At 26.7% G+C, this 25,401-nt stretch carries 24 protein-coding genes; 12 read left to right on the top strand and 12 right to left on the bottom strand.

The features are described 5' to 3' along the window. The first annotated feature begins 175 nt into the window (after positions 1–175). A complete protein-coding gene (locus KO488_RS10745) occupies positions 176–1,084 on the top strand; it encodes a DMT family transporter (RefSeq protein ID WP_228319127.1) in 909 nt (302 codons plus the stop codon). Then, positions 1,081–1,491 carry a YqaA family protein gene (locus KO488_RS10750; protein ID WP_216058812.1) on the top strand — a complete coding sequence of 137 codons (411 nt, stop codon included), beginning with the start codon at positions 1,081–1,083 and terminating at the stop codon, positions 1,489–1,491. The genes KO488_RS10745 and KO488_RS10750 overlap by 4 nt, the downstream gene beginning before the upstream one ends. On the opposite strand, the gene KO488_RS10755 is transcribed toward KO488_RS10750, so the two are convergent. After that, a complete protein-coding gene (locus tag KO488_RS10755) occupies positions 1,469–2,377 on the bottom strand; it encodes an RluA family pseudouridine synthase (RefSeq protein WP_216058813.1) in 909 nt (302 codons plus the stop codon). The genes KO488_RS10750 and KO488_RS10755 overlap by 23 nt on opposite strands. A 146-nt stretch (positions 2,378–2,523) precedes the next feature. Here KO488_RS10755 and purB point away from each other — a divergent pair, with 146 nt between their 5' ends. From purB to KO488_RS10770, 3 genes are read left to right on the top strand one after another with little or no spacing between them, the layout of a single operon-like run. Continuing rightward, on the top strand, positions 2,524–3,852 hold the full coding sequence (purB, locus tag KO488_RS10760) for an adenylosuccinate lyase (RefSeq protein WP_216058814.1): 1,329 nt from the start codon (positions 2,524–2,526) through the stop codon (positions 3,850–3,852). A gap of 42 nt (positions 3,853–3,894) precedes the next feature. Next, the gene (locus KO488_RS10765; protein WP_216058815.1) at positions 3,895–6,279 is read left to right on the top strand and encodes a ribonucleoside-diphosphate reductase subunit alpha; all 2,385 of its coding nucleotides are present in this window, start codon (positions 3,895–3,897) and stop codon (positions 6,277–6,279) included. 50 nt (positions 6,280–6,329) lie between these two features. Beyond that, positions 6,330–7,349 carry a ribonucleotide-diphosphate reductase subunit beta gene (locus KO488_RS10770; protein ID WP_216058816.1) on the top strand — a complete coding sequence of 340 codons (1,020 nt, stop codon included), beginning with the start codon at positions 6,330–6,332 and terminating at the stop codon, positions 7,347–7,349. 420 nt (positions 7,350–7,769) lie between these two features. Here the strand turns inward: KO488_RS10770 and KO488_RS10775 are convergent, their stop codons facing one another. Together KO488_RS10775 and KO488_RS10780 are read right to left on the bottom strand one after the other, a co-directional pair. Beyond that, positions 7,770–8,126 carry a hypothetical protein gene (locus tag KO488_RS10775; protein ID WP_216058817.1) on the bottom strand — a complete coding sequence of 119 codons (357 nt, stop codon included), beginning with the start codon at positions 8,124–8,126 and terminating at the stop codon, positions 7,770–7,772. Positions 8,127–8,132: 6 nt separating this feature from the next. Further along, entirely contained in the window at positions 8,133–8,615 is a 483-nt protein-coding gene (locus KO488_RS10780) for a hypothetical protein (RefSeq protein WP_216058818.1), read from the bottom strand. Between the two features lie 114 nt (positions 8,616–8,729). Between KO488_RS10780 and KO488_RS10785 the strand changes: the two genes are divergently transcribed. From KO488_RS10785 to KO488_RS10800, 4 genes are all read left to right on the top strand, one after another. Next, complete coding sequence (locus KO488_RS10785; RefSeq protein ID WP_216058819.1) at positions 8,730–8,993, top strand: hypothetical protein; 264 nt, start codon at positions 8,730–8,732, stop codon at positions 8,991–8,993. 32 nt (positions 8,994–9,025) lie between these two features. After that, positions 9,026–12,436 carry a transporter substrate-binding domain-containing protein gene (locus KO488_RS10790; RefSeq protein WP_216058820.1) on the top strand — a complete coding sequence of 1,137 codons (3,411 nt, stop codon included), beginning with the start codon at positions 9,026–9,028 and terminating at the stop codon, positions 12,434–12,436. A gap of 161 nt (positions 12,437–12,597) precedes the next feature. Then, positions 12,598–13,707, top strand: a complete 1,110-nt coding sequence (locus tag KO488_RS10795) for an OmpA family protein (protein ID WP_216058821.1) — start codon at positions 12,598–12,600, stop codon at positions 13,705–13,707. Continuing rightward, positions 13,704–14,189, top strand: coding sequence for a hypothetical protein (locus KO488_RS10800; protein WP_216058822.1), 486 nt, complete (start codon positions 13,704–13,706; stop codon positions 14,187–14,189). Before KO488_RS10795 ends, KO488_RS10800 begins: the two co-directional genes overlap by 4 nt. Before the next feature lie 2 nt (positions 14,190–14,191). Here KO488_RS10800 and KO488_RS10805 read toward each other — a convergent pair whose 3' ends face one another. After that, positions 14,192–14,689: a transglycosylase SLT domain-containing protein gene (locus KO488_RS10805; RefSeq protein ID WP_216058823.1), complete on the bottom strand. Its 498-nt coding sequence runs from the start codon at positions 14,687–14,689 to the stop codon at positions 14,192–14,194. 164 nt (positions 14,690–14,853) lie between these two features. Here KO488_RS10805 and KO488_RS10810 point away from each other — a divergent pair, with 164 nt between their 5' ends. Beyond that, positions 14,854–15,063 (top strand): hypothetical protein, encoded by a 210-nt coding sequence (locus tag KO488_RS10810; RefSeq protein ID WP_216058824.1) that lies wholly within the window; start codon positions 14,854–14,856, stop codon positions 15,061–15,063. A gap of 189 nt (positions 15,064–15,252) precedes the next feature. Here the strand turns inward: KO488_RS10810 and KO488_RS10815 are convergent, their stop codons facing one another. From KO488_RS10815 to KO488_RS10850, 8 genes are all read right to left on the bottom strand, one after another. Next, entirely contained in the window at positions 15,253–15,972 is a 720-nt protein-coding gene (locus tag KO488_RS10815; RefSeq protein WP_216058825.1) for a nitrilase-related carbon-nitrogen hydrolase, read from the bottom strand. Then, positions 15,947–17,359 (bottom strand): phosphomannomutase/phosphoglucomutase, encoded by a 1,413-nt coding sequence (locus KO488_RS10820; protein ID WP_216058826.1) that lies wholly within the window; start codon positions 17,357–17,359, stop codon positions 15,947–15,949. Before KO488_RS10820 ends, KO488_RS10815 begins: the two co-directional genes overlap by 26 nt. Beyond that, positions 17,356–17,889: a methylated-DNA--[protein]-cysteine S-methyltransferase gene (locus KO488_RS15410; protein WP_216058827.1), complete on the bottom strand. Its 534-nt coding sequence runs from the start codon at positions 17,887–17,889 to the stop codon at positions 17,356–17,358. The genes KO488_RS10820 and KO488_RS15410 overlap by 4 nt, the downstream gene beginning before the upstream one ends. 66 nt (positions 17,890–17,955) lie before the next feature. Next, entirely contained in the window at positions 17,956–18,327 is a 372-nt protein-coding gene (locus tag KO488_RS10830) for a diacylglycerol kinase (protein ID WP_216058828.1), read from the bottom strand. After that, complete coding sequence (locus KO488_RS10835) at positions 18,324–19,013, bottom strand: phosphatase PAP2 family protein (protein ID WP_216058829.1); 690 nt, start codon at positions 19,011–19,013, stop codon at positions 18,324–18,326. Before KO488_RS10835 ends, KO488_RS10830 begins: the two co-directional genes overlap by 4 nt. Beyond that, positions 18,994–20,607, bottom strand: coding sequence for a phosphoethanolamine transferase (locus tag KO488_RS10840; protein ID WP_216058830.1), 1,614 nt, complete (start codon positions 20,605–20,607; stop codon positions 18,994–18,996). The genes KO488_RS10835 and KO488_RS10840 overlap by 20 nt, the downstream gene beginning before the upstream one ends. Positions 20,608–20,710: 103 nt before the next feature. Next, the gene (locus tag KO488_RS10845; protein ID WP_216058831.1) at positions 20,711–22,024 is read right to left on the bottom strand and encodes a sensor histidine kinase; all 1,314 of its coding nucleotides are present in this window, start codon (positions 22,022–22,024) and stop codon (positions 20,711–20,713) included. Further along, positions 22,014–22,670, bottom strand: a complete 657-nt coding sequence (locus tag KO488_RS10850) for a response regulator transcription factor (RefSeq protein WP_216058832.1) — start codon at positions 22,668–22,670, stop codon at positions 22,014–22,016. The genes KO488_RS10845 and KO488_RS10850 overlap by 11 nt, the downstream gene beginning before the upstream one ends. Before the next feature lie 164 nt (positions 22,671–22,834). Between KO488_RS10850 and KO488_RS10855 the strand changes: the two genes are divergently transcribed. Both KO488_RS10855 and KO488_RS10860 read left to right on the top strand, forming a co-directional pair. After that, positions 22,835–23,923: an ADP-ribosylglycohydrolase family protein gene (locus KO488_RS10855; RefSeq protein WP_216058833.1), complete on the top strand. Its 1,089-nt coding sequence runs from the start codon at positions 22,835–22,837 to the stop codon at positions 23,921–23,923. Between the two features lie 287 nt (positions 23,924–24,210). Then, a complete protein-coding gene (locus KO488_RS10860; RefSeq protein ID WP_216058834.1) occupies positions 24,211–25,401 on the top strand; it encodes a Fic family protein in 1,191 nt (396 codons plus the stop codon).

Below are 25,401 nucleotides of genomic sequence, written 5' to 3' on the forward strand. Positions count from 1 at the left end.
TTTGATAATAATTGTAAGGGTCTAAAGAAGAGCACTCAAAATACCGATGTATTTTCAGTGCTTCTCTTTTGAAGATGAATTATATCTAAAAAATCTTAAATTTATTATAAAGTACTTTACTTATTGCAAATTATATGTATAATACGGAAATTATTTAAATAGATTGGAAAAAAAATTGAAAAAAGACTTTAATTTTATAGGAATATTATCTTTAATATTTGCTATGTTTATTTGGGCTAGTTCTTTTATTGCTTTAAAATTAGCTATGAATGATTTAGAACCCTACACCGTAATATTTTTTAGAATGGCAATAGCCTCTCTTTGTTTTGTTTATTTTATAAAAAGTTTTTTAAAATATGAATTTTCTAAACGCGATATTAAATACATCATTCTTCTAGCTTTTTTTGAGCCATGTTTATATTTTATATTTGAAGCTAAGGCTATTCAGCTTACAACAGCTTCTCAAGTTGGAATGATAACTTCATTGATGCCTGTAATTACTGCAATGGCTGCTGGATATTTTTTAAAAGAAATTATTACTAAGCAATTACTTGTAGGTTCTTTTATAGCAATTGCTGGAGTTGTTTGGTTAAGTTTACAAAGTACATCAAGTATAAGTGCTCCAAACCCTATTCTTGGGAATTTCTTCGAACTTCTTGCAATGGTTTGTGGTGCTGGATATACAATAGTTGCAAGATATTTAGCAAATAGGTATTCGGCTTTATTTATTACAGCAATTCAAGTATTTATTGGAGCAATCTTTTTCTTTCCATTTTTCCTTTATGAAGTCTTTACAACTGATTTTAGTATAACACTTACTTCAGTTTTATGTGTTCTGTATTTAGGTGTTGTGGTTACTCTTGGTGGTTATGGTTTATATAATTATGCACTTACGAAAATTGAAGCATCAAAAGCAGCTATTTTTATATATCTAATTCCTGTGTTTACTCTTATTTTAGCTTTTCTTGTATTAAATGAAAAACTTACAATTATTGAATTAATTGCATCTGTAACAATATTATTCGGTGTATTTATTTCAGAGGTTCCTTTATCAAAAGTAAAAAAGATATTTAGAATTAAATGACATATTTAATTCTATTTTTTTCTGCTTTTATTTCTGCAACATTAATTCCTTTTGGAAGTGAAGCTTTACTTATTTATGATATTAAAGAGGGTTTTAATATTGTTTATTTAGTATTTATAGCAACTCTTGGAAACTCATTAGGTTCTATACTTAACTATTTTTTGGGATTAAAAGGTGAAGAGTTTTTAATAAAAAAAAATTTATTAAAAGAAAAGTCTATATTAAAAAGCAAAAAGTATTTTGATAAGTATGGATGGTTTTGTATTTTGTTTTCGTGGGTTCCAATAATAGGAGACCCACTTACTTTCATAGCTGGAGTTTTAAAGTTTAATTTAAAACTATTTATTTTACTTGTCGTAATTGCAAAGTTTTCAAGGTATTTATTTATCGCCCTACTTCTTTATTAAAAAAATTATAAATATCAGGATTTTTTGATTTTATTTTATAAGTAATATTTTTAAAAGTAAATTCTAAATAATTAGCATGAAGCCATAATCTATGACTTCCTGTTTCTTTCTCTCTTAAATTTTTATCTAATGATTTATTTAAATAATCCTCTGCAATTTCATCATCTACACCATAAATAGGATCACCTACAATTCTATGTCCAATTGAATATAAATGCACTCTTATTTGATGTTGTCTTCCTGTTAATGGAATTGCTTCTATTAGGGTTGTCTTATTTTTTTCATTATATTTTATAGGTTTTATAATAGTACAAGACTCTTTTCCACTATCTCCTGCTTTCATTCTAACGCCAATATTTAAACCCTCTTTTTCAAGTTTTGAGTCTATTGTAACTTCATCTTTTATATGACCTTCTACGATTGCTAAATATGACTTATGATATTTCTTTTCTTCAAACATATCTTTTAAAGTTTTTTCACTTTTTTTGTTTTTTCCAACTATTACAAGTCCAGATGTTTCTGCATCAATTCTATGTATTAAATTGGCATTTTCACCAAAATGATGTCTAATTTCATCTAAAAGTGAGTATTTTGTATTTTTTGAAATGGGGTGTACCATAAGGTGTGTTGGCTTATCAAAAATAGCAAACTCAGGAAACTCAATAAGAGGCTTTAAACCTCGTGTATGACCCTCAAAAACAGCCATATAAATAAATTCACTAGGGATTTTATCACTTGCTTTAATTGTCTTCATATCTTCATCAAATATTCTACCACGAGCTGCGTATCGTTGGGTACTTCGGTGGTTTATTTTTAAATCTTGTAGTAGAAATAGACTAAGTTTTTTATCTTTTATCGCTTTAATTTTTTTTAGTATAAATGGCAATATTAAATCCTAATTTTTTTTTCAAATAGGTCAAAATTTATCTTATTTTTTATGTTTATTTTTGCCTAGGTTAGATAGTATATCATACTAAAATAAATACTAATTTTTTATAAAATAAAAAAACATTGATAACAAGGGACATGTAGATGATTGAAAGATATGCTAGAGAAGAAATGAGTTCAAAATGGACACAACAAGCAAGATATGCAGCATGGTTAGAAGTAGAAAAAGCAGCAGTTAAAGCTTGGAACAAAATTGGATTAATTCCAGATGAAGATGCTAAAAAAATTGTAAAAAATGCAACTTTCTCAGTTGAAAGAATAGAAGAAATCGAAGCTATAACTAAACACGATTTAATTGCATTTAATACAAGTGTTTCAGAATCACTTGGTGAAGAATCTAGATGGTTTCATTATGGAATGACTTCATCAGATGCTGTAGATACTGGAGTTGCACTTCAAATGAGAGATTCTTTAGATTTAATCATCAAAGATGTTAAAATTCTTATGAAATCTATCAAAAAAAGAGCAAAAGAGCATAAATATACTTTAATGGTAGGTAGATCTCATGGTATTCATGGTGAGCCTATTACTTTTGGTTTAACACTTGCTGTTTGGTATGATGAAATGTCTAGACATCTTAAAAACCTTAAAGAAACAAGAAAAGTTATCTCTGTTGGTCAAATTTCAGGCGCAATGGGTAACTTTGCTCATGCTCCTTTAAAATTAGAAGAGTATGCTATGAAAGAATTAGGTTTAAAACCAGAACCTTGTTCAAACCAGGTAGTTCATAGAGATAGATATGCAAGATTAGCAACAGCATTAGCATCAATGGCTTCTAGTATTGAAAAATTTGCAGTTCAAGTTAGACATTTACAAAGAACAGAAGTTTATGAATGTGAAGAATTTTTTGCAAAAGGCCAAAAAGGTTCTTCTGCGATGCCTCATAAGAGAAATCCAATTTTAACTGAAAATATTACAGGATTAGCTAGAACTATTAGATCATTTGCTGCACCTGCTATGGAAAATGTTGCTTTATGGCATGAAAGAGATATTTCTCACTCATCAAGTGAAAGATTCTGGTTACCAGATGCATTTATTACATCTGATTTTATGCTTCACAGAATGAACAATGTAATTGCAAACTTAACAGTAATGCCTGAAAATATGATGAAAAACTTAAACTTAACAGGTGGATTAGTATTTTCACAAAGAGTATTATTAGAACTACCACTTGCAGGTGTTTCAAGAGAAGATGCATATAGAATTGTACAAAGAAATGCTATGAAAGTTTGGCAAGAAATTCAACAAGGAAAACCTTCAACTAATAAAAAAGGTGAGTCTTTATACTTACAATATTTATTAGCTGATGAAGAGTTAGGTAAGTCTTTATCTGAAAAACAAATTAGAGAGTGTTTTAATTTTGAATATTACACTAAAAACGTAAGCGCAATCTTTAAAAGAGTATTCAAGTAGATTTAATATAAGAAAACATAAGAAAATAAAAGGTAATTAAATATGGCAATTATGATTCAAAAAAGAAATGGTCGTAAAGAAGTTTTAGATATTACAAAAATCCAAAAGATGACTATTGAAGCTACTGAAGACTTAGAAGGGGTATCTCAAAGTGAATTAGAACTTGACTCACAAATCAAATTTATTGATGGAATGAGTAGTTCTGATATCCAAGATGCACTAATTAAAACAGCAGTTGAGAAAATTGATATTGATGTTCCAAACTGGACATTTACAGCAGCTAGACTATTTGTTTTTGATTTATATCACAGAGTTGGAAAAGCTACTCATGGAATTAAAGGTGAACCTTACTGTCACTTTAAAGAATATTTACAATATGGTAAAGATGCAGGAAGATTACTTCCTAATTTAGGTGAAGGTTTTGATTTAGATGAATTAAATGACTATATCAAACCAGAAAGAGATTATTTATTTAATTATCTTGGTATAAAAACATTATATGATAGATATCTAATCAAAAATAAAGAGGGTAATCCTATTGAATTACCACAGCAAATGTTTATGGCAATTGCTATTTTCCTTGCACAAGATGAAGAAAATAAAATGCAAAGAGCTAAAGAGTTCTATGATGTAGTTTCTAAGTTTGAAGTTATGTTAGCAACGCCTACATTATCAAATGCTAGAACAAATAGACATCAACTTTCATCTTGTTATATTGGTTCAACGCCAGATAATATTGAAGGTATTTTTGACTCTTATCATGAAATGGCACTATTATCTAAATATGGTGGTGGAATTGGATGGGATTGGAACCAAGTTAGAGCTTTAGGTGGTGTTATTGATGACCACAAAAGTGCAGCTGGTGGAACAGTACCTTTCTTAAAAATTACAAATGATGTTGCTTTAGCAGTTGATCAATTAGGTACTAGAAAAGGTGCAATTGCAGTTTATTTAGAACCTTGGCATATGGATATAGTTGACTTTATTGACTTAAAGAAAAACTCAGGAGAAGAAAGACGTCGTGCACATGATTTATTCCCTTCTTTATGGATTACTGACCTTTTCATGGAAAGAGTTCTAGAAGATTCTTATTGGACTTTATTTGATCCTTATGAAGTAAAAGATTTATCTGAACTTCACGGTGATGCATTTAGATCTAGATATGAAGCTTATGAAAAAGATGAAAGTATTACAAAAGATAGAATGAAAGCCAAAGATTTATGGAAAAAGATTTTAACATCTTATTTCGAATCTGGTTCGCCATTCCTTTGTTTTAAAGATAATGCAAATAGAGCAAATCCAAACTCACACGTTGGACATATTAGAAGCTCAAATCTTTGTACAGAGATTTTCCAAAATACAAATCCAAATCACTATAAAATCAAGTTAGAATTTAACGATGGTTCAATTTCTACTTATGAAGAAAATGATTTAGTAATAGTTGATGGTGGTATTGAAAAGAAAGCGAATAAAGTAACAGCACTTGATTCAATTAATGGCAAAAAAGTATTTATTGTTGAAAAACAAAAAATAGATGGAGATACGGCTGTTTGTAACTTAGCTTCTGTAAACCTTTCTAGAATTAATACAAGAGAAGATATTGAAAGAGTTGTTCCAATTGCAATTAGAATGCTTGATAATGTAATTGATTTAAACTTCTATCCATTAAGAAAAGTAAAAGCTACTAACTTAAAATCAAGATCAATTGGACTTGGTGTTATGGGTGAAGCAGAAATGCTAGCTGCAAATAAATTAGCATGGGGATCGCAAGAACACTTTAAAAAGATTGATACTATCATGGAAGCAATTTCATATAATGCAATTTCATCTTCATCTAAATTAGGTGTTGAAAAAGGTGTTTATCCAACATTTGAAGGTTCTAAATGGTCTCAAGGTATTATGCCTCATGATCATGCACCTCAAGCTGTAAATGCACTTGTAGAAAAAGATTTATTTGATTCTGCTTATGATTGGGATGTTTTAAGAGAACAAGTAAAAACAAATGGTATGCGAAATGGTTACCTAATGGCTGTTGCTCCTACATCATCTATTTCTATTTTAGTTGGTACTACACAAGCTATTGAACCAGTTTATAAAAGAAAATGGTTTGAAGAAAACTTATCAGGATTAATTCCTGTTGTAGTTCCAAAATTAAATCCAGAAACATGGTCTTATTATACACCTGCTTTTGAAATTGATCAGTTACAAGTAATTAAAGCTGCTGCAATTAGACAAAAATGGATAGATCAAGGTCAAAGTACAAATATTTTCATGAGTTTAGATAAAGCAAGTGGTAAATATTTACATGAGATTTATACTCTTGCTTGGAAGTTAGGACTTAAATCTACTTATTATTTAAGATCTCAATCACCAGAAGCTAGTAATGATGTAGAAGATAGAAGTATGGAATGTTCAGGTTGTCAATAGGACAAGCTGTTTATGACTTATAAAAAATTGAAGAAAATATAGAGGGACCCATGGATAGAAAAGTAATATATAACCCAGATTCAAAAGAAAATTTAAATGATAGAAGAATTTTTGGTGGGAATAGTGATGGTATGATCAATTTCACAAAGATGAAGTACCAATGGGCTCTTAATCTTTGGGATACAATGGAAGGTAACACTTGGTTTCCTAAAGAAGTACAAATGACAGGAGATGCTAAAGACTATAAGTATTTAACACCTCCTGAAAAAAGAATGTATGATTTAGTTTTATCACAATTAATATTTATGGATTCTTTACAAACAAATAACTTAATGGATAATATCAATCCATATATTACAGCTCCTGAAGTAAATGCATGCCTTTCAAGACAAGCTTATGAAGAAGCAAATCACTCTAAATCATATGCAGTTATGGTTGAATCTATTTCAGATAATACAGATGAGATTTATGATATGTGGAAAAATGATCCACAATTAAGAGAGAAAAACAATTATATTGCAGATGTATATAAAAATCTTGCAGGTGATATTACAGATGAAAAAATTGTACTCGCTTTGTTTGCAAACCAAATTTTAGAAGGTTTATACTTCTATGCTGGATTTGCAGCTATGTATGCACTTGGAAAATCAGGAAAGATGCTAGGTTCATCACAAATGATTAGATTTATTCAAAGAGATGAAGTAACGCACCTTTTATTATTTCAAAATATGATTAACTCTGTTAGAAAAGAAAGACCAGATTTATTTACACCTGAATTAGAAGCAAAGGTTCGAGCAATGTTTAGAAAAGCAGTTGAACTTGAAGCTTCATGGGGTTCATATATCACACAAGGTCAAATCTTAGGATTTACAGATGCGATTATCAAACAATATATTCAATACCTAGCAGACAAAAGACTTGATGCAGTTGGTTATAAACCAGAATACAACGTGAAGCATCCAATACCATGGGTAGATGGATATGCGTCATTTAATGATCAAAGAACTAACTTCTTTGAAGGGAATGTTGTTAATTATTCAAAAGGTTCAATTGATTTTGATGATTTCTAAGAGATAGCAGTTTGACCGAAATGTCATAAAACTATACTGATTTAAAATCTTGAAGAAGATAAACCAGTACACTTTCTATTTCATCATTGAAAGTATGACTGAAAACTTCTTTAAGATTCATTAATCAAATAATGAAGTAAGGAGTTCTATGAAACTAAAGTATAAAAGCAAATTATTATGTATCTTTTATATAATGTTACCATATATTGAGAATATAGACTTTACAGTTAATATTTACTTATAAAGGTATCTCTATTATACAGCCTTAGTTAAGCTAAGGTTGTTTTGAATCATTTTGTCTCTTTAGTTTTTCTTCATCTATCTAAGTAAAGTATACACAAGTAGGATTAACAATAAAACCCCTACTAAAACACCTTTTCTTATTAGTTCTTCTCTAATCTAAAATCCTTTTTAATTTTATTATTTAAACTTATAAACAAAAACATCATCAGAATATCCATGAATCAAATCATGACCTTTTACAATTACTTTATCTAATCCCTTTGGTATTTTAACTCCTGATAAGCTTCTAGTAAATGGTTGTTCATTTACATGTGGATGATATAAAGTTCTTTTAGCTAGTAGTTTACCTTCTGGCGTATAGATTTCCCATTTATTTGCATAGTGCTTCCAGCCTGTGTCTTGATGCTTTAGTGTTACATCAAATGTACATACACGACTGGTAGAACAATTTGCTTTTACATCGACTACTTTTACTTCATTTGCATATAAACTATAAGAAGAAGCTATTAGTGCTATTAATAATATCTTTTTCATTTATATTTAAAACTCATCTTTTTCATAATACTCATTAATTCCATTCCATCCTTCTAAAAAATATAAGAAGAATGTTACATCTTCCATCTCTTCTTCTGTAACTTTTCCTTTCATGGAAGGCATTGTATCAAAGTGTTTTACAACACCTTCTAGACATACTGTTTTTGCTTTATCTGGATTGATTAGGTAATCTTTTACAAAATCTGCAACTTCTTCTATTTGGAATTCGATGTCATCTTTACTACCAATCTGGCTTTTTAATCTAAATGATATTTCATTTCCTGTTGGGGCCTTTAGTTTTAAAACTTTATTATCATGCTCAATAAAGTTACTCATTAGAACTTGAATATCCATTGATTTAACATGGCAAGAGCTGCATTTATTATCAAATACTTGCTCTCCTATTTCATATCTTTCTCTATCAAATTCTTCTGGTGGTGAAGCAAAAACTGAACTTAGTAATATGCTAACTATTAGTAAAAGTTTCATAATTTTTCCTTTTATTAAATTCTAGCTAAAAATAATCTATTTTCAAAGAGCAAGTTTTAATTTAATATAATGCAAATACAGTACAATATTATGTAAATTTAAAGGATATGCATTATGTTAAAAGAAAAAATTGAAGATTTTATTAAAAAACAATTTGAAGATTTAGAAGATTTTACTTATGAATTAGATATTGAAGATAATTATGTATATGTAAACTTTACACAAATTTTAGGTGTAGAATCAAATAAAGAAATGACCTTTAAAATTATTGATAATAAATTGCAATATCATTCAATAACATATGGTTGGAAAGTCCTTGATAGAGGTACAAATATAAAATATTTTTGGATTGATATGCTAACTAATATAGCAATTTAGCTATACTTACACAGAAAAAGGCTGGAGTTAAAATGTTTAAAAAACTATTGCTATTTTTATTATTAGTTTCTTATATATTTGGACAAGAAGGTCTTTTAAATGCTGACTTCTCACAAAAAGAAAAAAATTTTATAAAAAACAATCCTATTATTACTGTTGGAGCTGAATTTGATTGGGCACCATATGATTTTCTAGAAAATGGAAAGAATGCAGGTTTATCAAAAGATTATTTAGATTTAATTGAGCAAAGAAGTGGTTTAAAATTTAACTATATTACTGATACTTGGGAAAACTTACTTTTAAAAGCAAAGAATAAAGAGATTGATATTCTTCCTATTTTAGCCAAAACTATTGAAAGAGAAAAATTTTTACTTTTTACTAAAGATTATATAATTACAAGAGATTATTTATTTGCAAAAGAAGATAATAATACAATAAAAGAAATTAATGATATTAAAGGTAAAAGAGCAGCTATTATAAAAGGTTATGTTCACGAAGAAATTTTAAAAAATAATTATCCTGATGTAAAATTACATTATTCAAATAAGCTTTTAGATTCAATAGATGCTGTTATTACAAATAAAGCTGATTTTTTTATTTCAAATATTACTTTAATAAATTATTATTTGAAAAAAAATGGTATCTCTGGACTTAATGCAAAATTTCAATTTGGATTTAATCAAAATCATTTACATATGGCTACGACTATTGATAATCCAATCTTACGTGATATATTACAAAAAAGTCTTGATTCAATTACAATAGAAGAAAAAAATAGAATTATTAATAAATGGATTGGAACTGAAAAACTAAATGTAAAAAAGTCTAATAAATTAGATTTATCTGCTGAAGAATTAAAATATATTGAAAAGAATAAGACAGTAAAGATTGCTAATGAATATGATTGGATTCCTTATGATTTTAATGAAAATGGTATTCCTAAAGGTTATGTAGTAGATTATATGAAACTAGTTTTAGGAAAATTAAATATAAAACCAGTTTTTATAACAGATCAATGGTCAACTTTGTATGAGGATTTTAAAACAGGTAAAATAGATATTATGCCTGTTGTTGCTTATAATAAACAAAGAAAAGAATATATGAATCTTACTCAATCATATTTATCTCAAACTTTTTCTATTGTGACGAAAAAATCAAGAACAGATATTGTAAATAGTGATGATTTAACTAATAAAAAAATTGGAATGATAAAAGATTGGACGCTAACAAAAAAAATTAGATATGCTTATCCTCATGCAAATATAATAGAGTTTGAAAATGTAAAGGATATATTTGATGCTATAAAAGACAATTTTATAGATGTAACAATTCAAAATAAATTCTTAGCAAATTATTACATAAATAAAAATAATTATGGAGATTTAAAAATTGCATCTTTGATTTCTTTAGACGATTATGATGGTAGACTTCATATTGGTATTCAAAAAGATTTAAAAATACTACATTCATTACTTCAAAAAGCGATATTAGATGTAAGTGATGATGAGATTAAAGTCTTAGAAGATAAATGGGTAAATATTTCAAAAAAAATAGATTTTACAGAAGAAGAAAAATCTTTTATTAAAAATACAATTATAAAATCTACTTCAACTAAAACTTGGGCTCCTTTTAATTTTGTTAATAATAATGGAGAAATGTATGGAATATCAATAGATTTTTGGAATTATATAGTTGAAAAAGCAAATTTAAAAGTAGAATTTATACCTAAAAAAACTTTTACTGAAGCAATTGAGAATATAAAAAATAAAAAAAGTGATGTGATAATTGGAACATCACAATCTATAGAACGTGATAAATATTCTATTTTTTCACATACTTATTTAAAATCACCTTTAGGTATTGCTACATTACAAGATAAAAACTTTATTAAAAATGCTTCTGAATTATTAGGAAAAAAAATCGCAGTAGGTCGAAATTATACTGCGCATAGACTACTTGAAGAAAAATACCCTGATATGAACTTTGTTTTTGTAAATAATCCAAAAGAAGGATTAGAATACTTATCTGATAATAAAGTATATGCATATATTGATATGATGCCTGCTCTTTCATTTAATATTAAAAATTTCGGCTTTACAAATATAAAAATTACAGGTCAAACTGGAATTGATTTTAATTTAAAGTTTATGATAAGAGATGATTATCCGCTTTTAAAAAGTATAATTAACAAAGTTTTAAATCAAATGACATATAAAGAAAAAGAAGATATTTTTAATGTATGGATCAAAACTAAATATGAAGAAAAATCAGATTATTCAATACTAATAAAAACTGTTTTAGTATTTATATCAATTCTCCTTTTCGTAGTTTATAGAAATAGACAATTATTACAATATCAAAAGAAATTACAATTAGCAAAAGATGAAACTGAAAAATCTTTGAATAACTTTAAGACTTTAATTGAGCTAAATATTGCAGGTATTTTAATAGTTAGAGATAAAAAAATAGTTTATACAAATGATGAAGTAATTAAAATTCTTGAGTATAAGTCTAAAGATGAAATAATAAATAACGATGTTTCAACGATATTTCAAACAGATAATAATACTAATCTATGTGATAAATTAACTTCAGCAGATTCTTCAGAGTTGGTTGCTATTTCAAAAACAAATAAACTCATTCCTGTTTTATTAAAGGGTGAAGCTGTAGAATTTGACAATCTACCTTCACATATCATTTCTTTAATTGATTTAACAGATATAAAAAATAAAGAAGAGCTAATGCTTCAACAATCAAAAATGGCAAGTTTAGGTGAAATGATAGGAAATATTGCTCATCAATGGAGACAGCCCTTAAGTAGTATTTCTACAACTTCTTCTGGCTTAAAACTGCAAAAAGAGTTTAATCACTTAAGCGATGAAGTTCTTAATGAATCTTTAGACAATATTACAAAAACTACAAAATTCTTATCTGAAACTATTGATGATTTTCAGAACTACATAAAAGAAGATAAATTAAAAAAAGAGTTTAATATTTCTAATAGTATAGAAAAAGTTCTTATTTTAATGAAAGGGTCTTTTACAAATAGTTTTATAAAAGTTGAACATAACTTAGAATCAATTACTGTAAATAGTTATGAAAATGAATTAAATCAAGCTTTATTAAATATTTTATCAAATTCTAAAGATGCCTTAAAAAATATAGATGAGAAATATAGATATATGCATATATCATCATATAAAACAAAAACTCACGCTGTAATTGAAGTAGTAGATAATGGCGGTGGAATTGATGAAAAAGTAATTAAAAAAGTTTTTGAACCATATTTTACTACTAAACACAAATCTCAAGGTACTGGACTTGGTTTATATATGACTCATAAAATCATAACAGAAAGTATGAAAGGTTCCATAAAAATTGAAAACTGTAGTTATGGTGATTATAAAAAATGTACTAAAGTAACTTTGCAAATTCCTTTATAATCATACTAAATATTCATGATTTTAGCTTGTTTTATTCTTATAAAAAGGATAAAATACATTTTTAATATTACACATACTTACATTATTGTCTTATATTTAAACAATAATTTTTTATTTATAAGATATAATCATAAAAATTATAAAAAACATCAGGAATTAAAATGTCATTAGGGAAAAAAGTTTTCTTTTTATTAATAGCTTTAGTAATTCTAATAGCTTATACAGTTGCTACATTTGACTACAAAACTATTTTGAGTAAAGGCGAAAATGAAACTACTAGTTTTACTAGTGAAGATACAATGTTTGGTGAATATGCAGATTCAGCAATGCTAAAAATTAATGAATTAAAATCTTCTGCATTAAAAAGTTTTGGCTTAGATAAAGATGATAAATTAGCTCAAAATAAAGAACCTATTACTTTAGAATTATTAAAAGATAATGGAATAATTTTAATGAATGGAACTTTTAAGGATGAAGAACAGGCTAAAAGTATAGTTGAACTATTAAATATTAATAGAAATGGTGAATATACTTTTGAAGAAAATAGAGTTAAAGATGTTGTTTTATTAAACAAACTATCTTTACTTATAGATTCATTTAAAGAGTTCTTTGCAGATGGTTCAAAACTTGCTATTGAAAATGGAAAAGTTTTATTAAGTGGTGAATTAAAAGACTCAAACTTTAAACCAGTATTAGATTCTATTATTGCAAAAAGTAATCTTGATATGATTACTGATATTAAAGAACCACTTAAATCAAATACTGAAACAATTATTGATAATATTACAAAATCTTCTGTTCCAAAAGTTAAAGAAGTAAGTAGTGAATCAGAAGACAAACTAAATGAATTGGAGAAAATTACTCCTAAAAAAGAAATTATTAAAGTTAAATCAAAGTTAGTTCAAGATGCTCAAAACAGTATTAATAATTTAACTTCAAATAACAAAATTACATTCAAAAGAAGAAGTACAAATATAACGGAAGAATCAAAAGAGACAGTAAAAGAAATTGCAAATATTTTGTTAAGTAATAGTAAGCTTACAGTAGAAATTGCAGGACATACTGATTCAAGAGGTAGAGCTTCTCTTAACAAAGAAATATCACAAGATAGAGCAAATAGTGTAAAGGCAGCTTTAGTATCTCTTGGAGTTAGTTCTAAGCAGATTAAAGCAGTTGGGTATGGAGAAGACTTCCCTATTGCAAAAGATGATGCACAGGGTCTATCTGAAGTTAATAGAAGAGTAGAATTTATTGTAGGAGAATCAAAATGATCGAAACAGCTTCATTAATAGTTGTAAATTTAATAATAGCCGCATTTATTGGGATGATTATTGGCTATTTAATTGGTAAAAATAGTGGAAGTACTTATAATCCTTCTAAAAATGATAATAAAAAAGATGTTAAAGATGATAATAAATCTAAAACAAGTGTTAATCCAGTTTTTAGAAAGAATTCTAATGTTGATAATAAACCATTGATTTTAAGCTCTCCTAGACCATCAGGAAAAGATAAACTTATAAAAATTAAAGGTATTGATTTAAAAGTTGAAGAAAACTTAAATAAATTAGGTATTTTCCACTTTAATCAAATAGCATCTTGGTCAAGTAAAAATTGTGATTGGATTGAAGAATTTTTATCATTGCCAGGTTGTGCAAAAAAGAATCAATGGATTGAACAAGCGAAGATTTTAGAGTCAGGTAAAGAGACTGTTTATAGTCAGAAAATTGAGAATGACGAAGTAGACGTTAGTTAATACTAAACGTTTACTCTTTTAAGTTTTTTAATAATAATTGCAATTTCTCTAGAATAGTTTCTAGCTTTTTTACTATTATATTTCCACCCACCATTATAACTACTCCAAACTTTTTTCCAATCATTCTTATGAACTTTTTTCCAATAGTTTAATTCAGCAATAGCATTTTTAGTAGCAAACTTAAAATCAGATATTAATCTCATTGCATATTTATTTCTATTCCAAGAAGTGTTCTTTGCTTTTTGTCTACTTAAAACAGTTTTTATGTTGGCTTGATATAAACCATAATCTTTACTATCTACATTTACAAGGTATTTCCCAATTGATGATTCTTTAACAGCTATTGCCATTAGAGAATAACTAAGTCCATATTTTTCACCTTGTTTTTTTATCTCTTTTAATGTTTTTATTTCTTCTTTTGTTAATTTCGTTGCGTTAAAGTTTGATGCAAAAATATTTGTTATAAACAACATTACTAATAAAGTAATCTTTAAATTCATACAGTTTTCCTTTATTCTATCTTAAATTAAAGCGCGAATTATATATTAAATAAGTAAATTTGTCAAATTTAACCTATTTTTTACTAGATTTAGGACAATTTTAATTTACTATTTAGTTAGTCCTGATTATAATTCCAAAAAGCATTTAACGAGATATATTAATAGTGAAAAAACAAGAATTTAAAAAACTAATTAGAGAAATTGGCTTCACTTCACAAAGAAGTTTTGCTGAAGAAATAGGTGTAAAAGCAACGACTTTTACAACATACAAATTTATACCAAATCATATAGTAAGAATCATCAACATGGCACTATTAGCTAAACAAAGCGGTGTTGCCTTTGAAGATATTAAATCTGCGATGAAAGTAGATTAGTAAATCTAATCTACCATATTTTACTTAAATTTTCACAAAATTTATAATAATAATCTTAATTATATATAGTTTTGTGATAGAAATAACTTTTTAAAAATAAAATAATATTTTAATATATTATTGACATCAAAAAGAATTTTAAAATAAAAAAGTATTTTTTACAATAAAAAGATAGTTTTTTTCACTTTTTTATATTTTTAATCCAATATTTATATATTTTCGAACCTTAGAAATCTCATCTAAATCAATTTTTTCAATGATAATTTCTTTCTCATCATCTTTAAAAACATTTCCAAATGGAGAAATAATTGCACTACCTTTTGCCATATTTAAATCTGCACTATTACAAGCAATTACAAAACATTGATTTATCAGTGCTAGAGATTTTGAAATAGTCTCATAATGATCTTTTCTTTTTAATCCCCACATTGCAGGATTTAAAATAATATCAGCACCAGCAACTTTCTGCCAAAGTTCTGGAAATCTTAATTCAAAGCAAATTAATGTTGCTATTTTTAAGCCATTTATTTCAATAATCTTTATATCTTCTTCATTTCCAGCATCAAAGTGTTCTAATTCATTTCCTAAAGGAAATAATTTTACCTTTGATTGAGTATGAATAATCTTTTGTTTATCAAAAATATGTAGTGTATTATAAAACTTTTTATTTTTTTTTGTTATTAGAGTTAAAGCAATAGTTTTATTTACAGCTAACTCCTGTAAGTGTTTTATAGCAAAAGTTGAGAATTCAGAGGCTTCTTGCATTCTGCCATAACAAAAACCACTTAAGGCAATCTCTGGTGCTAATATAATAGAATCTTCTGGACAGTCTTGTATTAACTCTTTTAAGTGTTCTAGATTTTTAGTAAAATCTTCTGTTGTTTTAACTTGTAGTGCTATTAAGTTCATCTATTTCCTTTTGTATTAATTTTTCAAATGAATTTTGATATGTTTTTGCAGTTGCAAAGGTATTTGCTTCATATTTTGTTACTAATATAGGGTTTGTATTTGAAGCTCGAACTAATGCCCATCCATATTCAAAGTTAATTCTTAAACCGTCAACTTTACATATATTTTTAATTATTGGAAAGTCTCTATTTAGTCTCTTTAGTGATTCTTCTATTTTTCGCATCAATAAAAACTTTTTATCTTCTTGGATTTTAATCTCAATATTAGAACTTGTATAAATTTTAGGAAGTTTATCTATCTCTTTATCTATTTTCATACCATTTTGAATTAACTCTAATACTCTAAATGTTGCATAAATAGCATCGTCATATCCATAATATCTGTCATTAAAGAAAATATGTCCTGATACCTCAGCTGCTAAGTCTGCATTTAATTCTTGAAGTTTTAATCTAAGATTTGAGTAACCTGTTTTATCCATAATTGTTGTGCCATGAGTATTAATCTCATCAAAGATATTTTGTGAGTATGTAACCTCGCCAATAATAACAGGGTTTTTCATAGTTTTTGAAAACAATAATGCTAAAGTATCACCTTTGATATTATACTTTTGAGTTAATACAGCAATTCTATCTGCATCACCATCATAAGCAAAGCCATAATGACAGTCATCTTTTAAATAGCTTTTTAAATCTACAAGATTCTTTTCATTACTAGGATCTGGATGATGATTTGGAAATTCTCCATTTGGCTTTGTATATAAAGCTTTGTAGTTTAGATTTAGTTTATCAAAGATTTTTGTTATAACTGTATCTGCCATTCCATTTCCACAGTCTATTACAAACTTCTCTTTTAAATTTTCAAGCTCTTTAAATTGCTTGCACATATAATCTATATATAAAGATTTTGCATCTACATCTATGAAATTATGATTATCAATTATAGTAATATTTTCATTTTTCTTTATATCTTTATATAATTTGATTAACTCATCTGCAAAATATGGTTGATTTTCTATAGTGATCTTAAACCCATTATATTGTTTTGCATTATGGCTACCTGTTATCATAATAGAAGCCTGTGGTTTTATAGTTTTATTTTCTACTTCGAACTTTTGATATGAAGCAAAGTAATTAACTCCAGTTGCTACAAGACCAATATTTAATATCTTGCAACCAGCAAGATTCAAACCAGATATTAGTGATTGAAAAAGCATAGTAGAATGCTTTCTAATATCATAACCAACTATGATGTATGGTTTTTTAACTTTTGTCTTTTTTTGTATTGTTAGACCTAAATAATATCCTATTAGTTTTGTATTTTCTTTTGTTAACTCTTTTTGAACAATACCTCTAATATCATACTGTCTAAATATAGCTTTACTTATCACTTAGCAGCACTTTCAAGTTTTAGTAAAAACTCTTTTTTCTCTTCTCCACCTGCATATACATTTAAGCTTCCATCATCTTTTTTTATTCTATGGCAAGGTACTATAATATTTAGCATATTTTGAGCAAGTGGACTTTCTAGTGCTTTTTTTGATTTAAGGCCATCTATTTTTGAAGCTAAACTTGAAAAGCTTTCCCTCTTTCCATAAGGAATATTTAAAAGCTCTTTCCATACTTGTATTTGAAAAGTTGAACCAACTAGTTGCATAGGTAGTTCAAAAGAAGTTCTTTGTTTATTAAAGTACTCTTCTAATTGAGTTCTTAAGGTATCAAAATATTCACACTCAGATGGAATGATATCTGTATCAAAACTCTTTTTTAAAGTATCAATTCTAGCTTCAATATTAAAAGGTGTAAAGAAGCAAAGCATTACGATTCCCTTTTTTGAAGCAGCTGCAAACATTTGTCCTAAGGGTGTATCAATAGTTGTTGTTAGTATTATTTCTTTGGATTGTGATTTATATTCTCTCATGTGGAATTTTATCATATTTATTAATAAACATGCAATCCCTTTTATTTAATATTAGATATATTTAAATTATATACTATTTTGGAAATATGTATATAAAATTACGCTCCATGTCACAATAAATATAAAAATACTTATAAACACTACAGTACTGCCAACATCTTTTGCCCTACCTGCCATTTTATTATGTTCAAGTGTTACAAGATCAACAATTCTTTCAATGGCACTGTTTATTGCTTCTGCTAAAAGCATACCTGTTAAGCTAATAAACATTAAAAGTTTACTAACTATTGCCACATCTATTATAAAAAGTATAGGCATTAGAATTATGGTAATTATTAATTCTATTTTAAAAGATGTTTCATTTTTTATTAAATCTTTTAAACCTTTTAATGCATAAGTTGTATTTTTAAAAAAATTGTATTTTGGTTGATTTCTCAATATTCTTCCTTTCCAATAGAATTAATGATTTTATATATTATTAGAATAAGTAGCCAAGCTATAAGCATGGTTATAATTGTATGACTTAAAAAATGGTCGCCAATAAGCATTTTATAAGTACCCATACTCCATCCAACAGTCAAAGCAAAGATAAGTGCATATATTTGATGTATTCGTTTTTTAAATAAAAAAAATAAAGATAGTAATGCAAAACCACCACTTGCATGTCCTGCTGGCCAACATTTTATTTTTTTGTTTTGCACAAAGGCTATGTGATAGGAATCGAATAGTTTTACATCAGGATAACTTCCACCAAAATATTCTATATTTTTAGGACAAGGCATATTTGTTGTAGCTTTTAATGCACCAATTGTTGCAGGAATAATTATAGCTGATAATAAAACTATAACTAATCCTTTTTTATATGTTTTTATTATTTCTTTATTTCTAAAAAATATTAAACTACAAAGAATAAGAAAAACAAAAAGTATTAAAGTTTTTTTTATTCCATCATAAAATAAAAACTTTGAAATAGGTTCTTTATTATCCCAAATCCAAGAACTTGTATCAAAATTAAAAAAGTAATTTTGAACAATTATATCTATAGGTGTTAATTCAAATAGTATAATCGTAAAGAATAAACATAAACTTGTAATAAGTATATGTTTACTTAGATTTCCGTGCATCACTTAAAATGTCCATTTCTTTTTTATAAACTTCTGTTTCAACTTCAAAAAATGATAATAAAGTATGAAATAGATTATCTTGAGAAAATCTTTTATTAGAGTATGACTTAAGTTTTTCTACATCAACATCTTCTTTAATATCACCTTCACCAAACCACATAAATGAAGCAACATGTGTTTGCTCATCAGGAGCCATAAAATAAGGCATACCATGTAAGTAAAGTCCCTTTTCTCCTAAACTTTCTCCATGATCACTCATATAAATCATTGCTGTTTCATAATCTTTTGAATATGGTTTTAAAAAGTTTATTGTTTTAGATAAGAAATAATCAGAATATAAAACAGCATTATCATAAGCATTACTAACTTCTTCTTGTGTACATTCTTCAAGTTGATTAGTTTTACAAACAGGTGTAAATTTCTCGTAAGCTTTGGGATACCTCTTATAATATGCAGGTCCGTGATTCCCCATTTGATGTAATACGATTAAAATGTCTTTATTTTTATTCTTTTGAATAAAACTATCTAAGCCAACAAGCATACCCTCATCTCTACACTCATCATCACAAATTGTATTGTTTTTATTTGATCTATAATCTTCATAATCAATTCTGTCTGCAACACCTTTTGAGCTTGAGTTATTATCTCTCCAAAGAACTTTTATATCTTTTGTATTTGTTAATACATCTACTACATTTTGTGTGCTAATACCTTTTTTATAATCATATGAATCACGATTATATATAGAGAACATGCAAGGAACAGATTGTGCAGTTGATGTTCCACATGAATAGAAATTTGAAAAATTAACTATATCTTCTTTCTTAAGTAGTGGATTTGTTTCTTTTTCATAGCCATTTAATGAAAATCTATCCGCTCTTGTAGCCTCTCCTACAACCATTATGATTAATTCTTTTTTCTCAAGCTCCTCTTCATTTTCTTGAATTTTTGCATCAAGTCCTATTTTTTTCACAACTATAGGACCACTATTGATTGTTTTACTAATATAATTTCCTACACTATAAATCCAATAAATTGGGTTTATATGGTATCTAAGAGGCTTATGCTCTCTAAAGAATGAAGTATAAAACTTACTAAAAAGAAGAATAGTAATAACAATAAAACTTAAAGATATAAATAGTGTACTTATCTTAAATAATAACTCTTTTTTTAAAGGTCTATAATTTATTTTTGTTTTATAAATTAAATAAGATGGAAGAACTCCTAATAATAAAACATATATAACAAGTTGAAAACTAAACAAGTCACTTGATTCAGATAAGTTTGTTTGTAAAGAATTTCTTATCATTTCATGATCAATAACCACATGATATGTATCCATAAAATATGCTGTAAACGAAGAAGTCATTAAGGTAATTATTAAAAGTGGTTTAGTTGTATACTTTGAAGAAAGTAGTGTAAATAAAAATACGATAAATGATACTAAAACAATAACAAGTGAACAAATATATAAAATATTTATGCCTAGGGGTTCATAAGTAGATATAACATTTTTGAAAAATGACATATTATAAAAAATTGTAAAGATAATAGCAACAAATAATATAAGTTTATATTGTGAAATAAATTTCATCTTTTTCCTTTAGGTTTTGATAATAATAAATTAGCAATTGAAAATGAAATGAAAATGAAGGAAGTATTTTGGAAGAACTAAAAATAAAAGGAACAAAAAAGAATTAAAGAATTATTTCTATTTTTGTTCCTTTATTTAAAACAGATTCAATTTTCAATTGTCCATTATGAAGTTCAACACTATTTTTAACAATAGATAATCCTAATCCAAAACCTTCTATTGATTTATTTCTTGATTTATCAGCTCTATAGAATCTATCTGTAATAAAAGGCAATTTTTCTTTTGAGATACCAATACCCTCATCTTCAATGTAAAAATGCATCTTTTCATTTTGATAAAGTTTAATTATTATATTTTTATTATCTAAGGAGTACTTAACTGCATTATCTATAAGATTTGAGAAAATTGTTTTAAGAAGTAAAGGATTTAATTTTTTAGTAATAGTTTCGATTTTATCGATAGTAAGAGTAATATTCTTATTTTTTATTTGAGTATCATATTTATAAATAGTATCAAGTAATAATGAATCAACACTTGTTTCTTCAAAAGTCTTTTTTATATTCTCTTTTGAATATTTTGTTAATAAGAGTAAGTTTTCAATGATATCTTCTATTTGTTTTATTTCATAATAAATAGTATCCATAGAATCAATATAATATGAGCTTTCTCTTACCTTTCTTAATGTAACTTCAATTTCCCCTCTTATAACAGTTAATGGTGTTCTTAATTCATGAGAAACATCACTATTAAATCTATCTAAATTTTTAACACCATCTTGAAGTCTTTCAATCATAGTATTAAATGATTCTATTAATTCAGAAATTTCATCATTATGTTTATGAGGAGGAATAGTTTTTGAGAAATTATTTATAGTAATATTCTTTGCACTTCTTGTTATATGATTTATTGGTATTAATATTTTATCAATTAGGTTACTTCCTAAAAAGAGTAAAGTAAAAAAAAGTAAAGGTTCAATTACTAACATAACTTCTATTATATCTTCAATTTTATCATCTATATTATCTTCATATAAAATGATTTTTAACTTATCATTTATCTTTAAAGTATAAATAGCATGCATACTTTCATCATTATGTATTAATAAAAAAGATTTCTCATTGTCTAAATAAGAACTTATATCTTCTAATTTAAAATCATCTGTTTTTTTTACTATTTGCTCATTTTCAAATAATGCAGCTTTAGAAGAAAGGAATTCTCTTTTATTAAAATTTTCTTTATTATCATGTAAAAAATTCTCTTTTATAAAAATTGCTTCTTTATATAATTTTGATTCAAAATTAAAATAAGTATTTTTTTCAAAGAGGAAATAAAAAGAAAAACTAAATATTAATAAAACTAAAAAAGTACTACTTCCAAACCAAAACAGTATACGTGTTTTTAAACTCTTAAACTTCAATTTTATATCCTAAGCCTCTAAAACTTTTTATTTGATTTTTACCTATTTTTTTTCTAAGATGATAAATAGTCACTGGAATCACATTACTATTTATAAATTCTTCATTATTCCATAACTGTTGCTCAATCATACCATTTGAAACCATTGAGTTTTTATTCTTAATTAGAAAAAGTAAAAGTTCGTATTCTTTTGCAGTTAATAATACTTCGATGTTATCTTTTTTTACAATTTTCTTATTTATATCAATATTTAAATCATTTATTAAAACTTCATTTTTACCACCTGATAAACTTCTTCTGTATATTGCTTCAATTCTTGCTATTAATTCTTTATAGGAAAAAGGTTTAGATAAATAATCATCCGCTCCATGATTTAATCCTAATACTTTATCGTCAATTTCACTTTTTGCAGTTAGCATTAATACAGGAATAGTAATATTTTTCTTTCTTAAAGATTTTAATATCTCTATGCCTTCTTTGTTAGGTAACATCCAGTCAAGTATGATTAAATCATAATTATTCATAGTTGCTAAATATTCACCTTCTTCTCCGTCCTTTGAAGTTTCGATTGAATGACCATCTTCAACTAAGCCTCTTTTTAAAAGAGATACTATGTTGTGGTCATCTTCAATTAATAAGATTTTCATACACTGCCTAATATATTAATTTTTATTTTATTATTCTACTATAATTAATTATAAGTACTAAAAATGAATTATAAATGAAATCAGTATAGATAGTAATAAAGTATATTTAATAAATAAGTTATAATGCATTATTGAATAAAAATATTAAAAAATAGGAATAAAATATGAATGAAGAATTAAAAAACAAAATTACTCAAACACCTGATGAAAAGAAACTAAAAGGTGCATTTTTTGCAGCAATTATAGGAGATGCTTTATGTCTAGGTTCACACTATGAATATGATGCCCAAAAGATATATAAAGCGTATGGAAATAAACCAATTGAAAAGTTTATGAGTCCAGGTGAAATGATGGGTGGAGAGACTCACGGTATTGGTTGGGGTCAAAGAAACTATCATCCAGGAAAAAGTGCAGGTGGTACTACTGATTATGGTGATTATAATATTTTAGTACTTGAACATTTAGTAAGTATTGCCAATCCTCCAAGAGCTTTTGAAGTAGCACCCCTACTTCCTCATTGGATGAATAGATTAGAACATACTTGGGGGTCTTGGATTTGTACAATGACAAAAGAGACTTACTCACAAGTTAAAAATGGAACAGCAGTTCAATATCTAGGTGGAATTTCAAATGCAACTGCAATTAGACATGTTGCAGCTCATTCATACTATGAAACAGAAGAAGAGATAGTTGATGTGGCAAGAAAAGCTATGTTTACGCATAGAGATGTTCATGCTCTTGGTGGAGGTGAATTTTTTGCTAGAGTAACACATAGAGTTTTAAGAGGGGAAGATCCAAGATCTGCAATTGAAGATGTTGCAATTTTAATGGGTGGTTTTTTTGAAGAAAAAACAAAACAAGCTATTTCTAAATATGAAGAAGCAGTAAATCCAGAGTCTGATTTATCAAAAGAGTTGTTTTGTGATGATTTAGCAATTACATCAATGGCAAGATTATGGGATGTTGGCAGAAGCGAACCTATTAAAGTAGGAAAAGCTAGTCCAACTGAAGGAACTATGCCTGGAAGTATTTACTTTATCCTTAAATATGCGAATGAAGAAGATGGTCTTAAAAAAGCATTACAAGCAAATGCAATGGTAGGTGGAGATAACGCTTCAAGAGCAATTGCTATTGGAATGGTATTAGGAGCACATTTTGGTGTTGATGCAATTCCAAATGAATGGAAAGAGACTTTAGAACAATGGGAATATTGTGAGAACTTATTAAATAAATTACCTTTAATTAAAAAATAGATTATAAATAAAAAGCCGACTTAAGTCGGTTTTAAAAAGCTTCATAATCATCTACTACTAGATTCACCACCACTTTTAACAGAACCCTTGACTTTTCCAGGATGTATAATTATTGAATACTCATTAATAAGTTGCTATTTATTTATTTTTAAAAAAACTATTAAAAAAACTATTAAATATATTAATATTAATTTGACATAGACACCAATTTATAGTATATTTATAAGCTAAAAAGATTTAAAAAAACTATCCAAAAAAATAGGTTTTTATATATAAAAAGGTTACGAATGTACACAACCCTAATTATACCAAAAACTGAGCACTATCCTTTAAATCAAGAAATACTAAACAAAGCAGAACGTATCATAATTGAGAGTGCTAAATTAACAGGTAATTTAAATATTCAGGTAATTAATGCAATCAAAGATAATCTACGTACAATAAATTCCTACTACTCTAATAAAATTGAATCAGAAGGTACACATCCAATTGATATTGAAAGAGCAATGAAAAATGATTTCTCTCAAAATGATAAAACAAAGAGTATGCAACAATTATCCTTAGTTCATATAGAAGTACAAAAATACTTGGAGAGTACATTAGATATTTCTAGACCATCATATTCGTTAGATAAGATATTAGAAATACATGAAGAGTTTTACAAGAAAAAAGAAATGAATTATGCTTTAAATATTAAAAATGGTGAACTAGAAGTAAAAATGATTCCCGGTAAATTAAGAGAAGGATATGTTCAAGTAGGTGTACATATTCCACCTAAAAGCGATGAGTTAAAATCTTGTTTCAATGAGTTTGAAAACTTATATAATCAGTCTAGCCACTCCACTCACACAATGAAATTAATTTATGCATTGTGTTCACATCATCGTTTAACTTATATTCACCCATTTTATGATGGAAATGGTAGGATATCTAGGCTTTATTTAGATTATTTATTATTCCATACGAATATTCAGGGATATGGTTTATGGAATATATCTAGAGGCTTAGCTCGTAATCAAGAAGACTATAGAAAATTTTTAGCAAAAGCAGATGATCAATTCGGTCCATACAATGATGGAAGAGGTCCTTTAACATTAAAAGGCTTAGAAACATTTCTGGAATTTATGTTAGATATCGCATTAGATCAAGTATTATTTATGAGTCAATATTTAAAATTAGATTCTATGGTAACAAAAATTAAAGCATTTGTAGAACTTTCACAAAAAGGAATGCTTCATAATATTAAACCTTTACCAAAAAACTCAAATAAACTTTTAGAATATCTTTTAATACATGGAGAAGTAACTAGAGGTGAAGCTATAAAAGTTTTAGATGTAAGTGCACCTACTTCAAACACTATCGTAAAAGAGCTTTTAGAAGAAGATTATTTAGAAACAGACAGCCCACGTGGAAAACTAAAATTTAAGTTGAACAGTAAATTATCTGGATATCTTATCCCTGATTTATTCGAAAAGTAG

The sequence above is a fragment of the Poseidonibacter lekithochrous genome, from assembly GCF_018861145.1.
GTDB lineage: Bacteria > Campylobacterota > Campylobacteria > Campylobacterales > Arcobacteraceae > Poseidonibacter > Poseidonibacter lekithochrous_A.

Bases quoted from the DNA above. Each gene is read 5' to 3' on its own strand.
- KO488_RS10850 (WP_216058832.1), bottom strand. From the start codon at position 22,670: ATGAAAATCTTATTAATTGAAGATGACCACAACATAGTATCTCTTTTA.
- KO488_RS10770 (WP_216058816.1), top strand. From the start codon at position 6,330: ATGGATAGAAAAGTAATATATAACCCAGATTCAAAAGAAAATTTAAAT.
- KO488_RS10785 (WP_216058819.1), top strand. From the start codon at position 8,730: ATGTTAAAAGAAAAAATTGAAGATTTTATTAAAAAACAATTTGAAGAT.
- KO488_RS10835 (WP_216058829.1), bottom strand. From the start codon at position 19,013: ATGCACGGAAATCTAAGTAAACATATACTTATTACAAGTTTATGTTTA.
- KO488_RS15410 (WP_216058827.1), bottom strand. From the start codon at position 17,889: ATGAGAGAATATAAATCACAATCCAAAGAAATAATACTAACAACAACT.
- KO488_RS10790 (WP_216058820.1), top strand. From the start codon at position 9,026: ATGTTTAAAAAACTATTGCTATTTTTATTATTAGTTTCTTATATATTT.
- KO488_RS10840 (WP_216058830.1), bottom strand. From the start codon at position 20,607: ATGAAATTTATTTCACAATATAAACTTATATTATTTGTTGCTATTATC.
- KO488_RS10775 (WP_216058817.1), bottom strand. From the start codon at position 8,126: ATGAAAAAGATATTATTAATAGCACTAATAGCTTCTTCTTATAGTTTA.
- purB (WP_216058814.1), top strand. From the start codon at position 2,524: ATGATTGAAAGATATGCTAGAGAAGAAATGAGTTCAAAATGGACACAA.
- KO488_RS10750 (WP_216058812.1), top strand. From the start codon at position 1,081: ATGACATATTTAATTCTATTTTTTTCTGCTTTTATTTCTGCAACATTA.
- KO488_RS10855 (WP_216058833.1), top strand. From the start codon at position 22,835: ATGAATGAAGAATTAAAAAACAAAATTACTCAAACACCTGATGAAAAG.
- KO488_RS10780 (WP_216058818.1), bottom strand. From the start codon at position 8,615: ATGAAACTTTTACTAATAGTTAGCATATTACTAAGTTCAGTTTTTGCT.
- KO488_RS10795 (WP_216058821.1), top strand. From the start codon at position 12,598: ATGTCATTAGGGAAAAAAGTTTTCTTTTTATTAATAGCTTTAGTAATT.
- KO488_RS10765 (WP_216058815.1), top strand. From the start codon at position 3,895: ATGGCAATTATGATTCAAAAAAGAAATGGTCGTAAAGAAGTTTTAGAT.
- KO488_RS10805 (WP_216058823.1), bottom strand. From the start codon at position 14,689: ATGAATTTAAAGATTACTTTATTAGTAATGTTGTTTATAACAAATATT.
- KO488_RS10815 (WP_216058825.1), bottom strand. From the start codon at position 15,972: ATGAACTTAATAGCACTACAAGTTAAAACAACAGAAGATTTTACTAAA.
- KO488_RS10860 (WP_216058834.1), top strand. From the start codon at position 24,211: ATGTACACAACCCTAATTATACCAAAAACTGAGCACTATCCTTTAAAT.
- KO488_RS10800 (WP_216058822.1), top strand. From the start codon at position 13,704: ATGATCGAAACAGCTTCATTAATAGTTGTAAATTTAATAATAGCCGCA.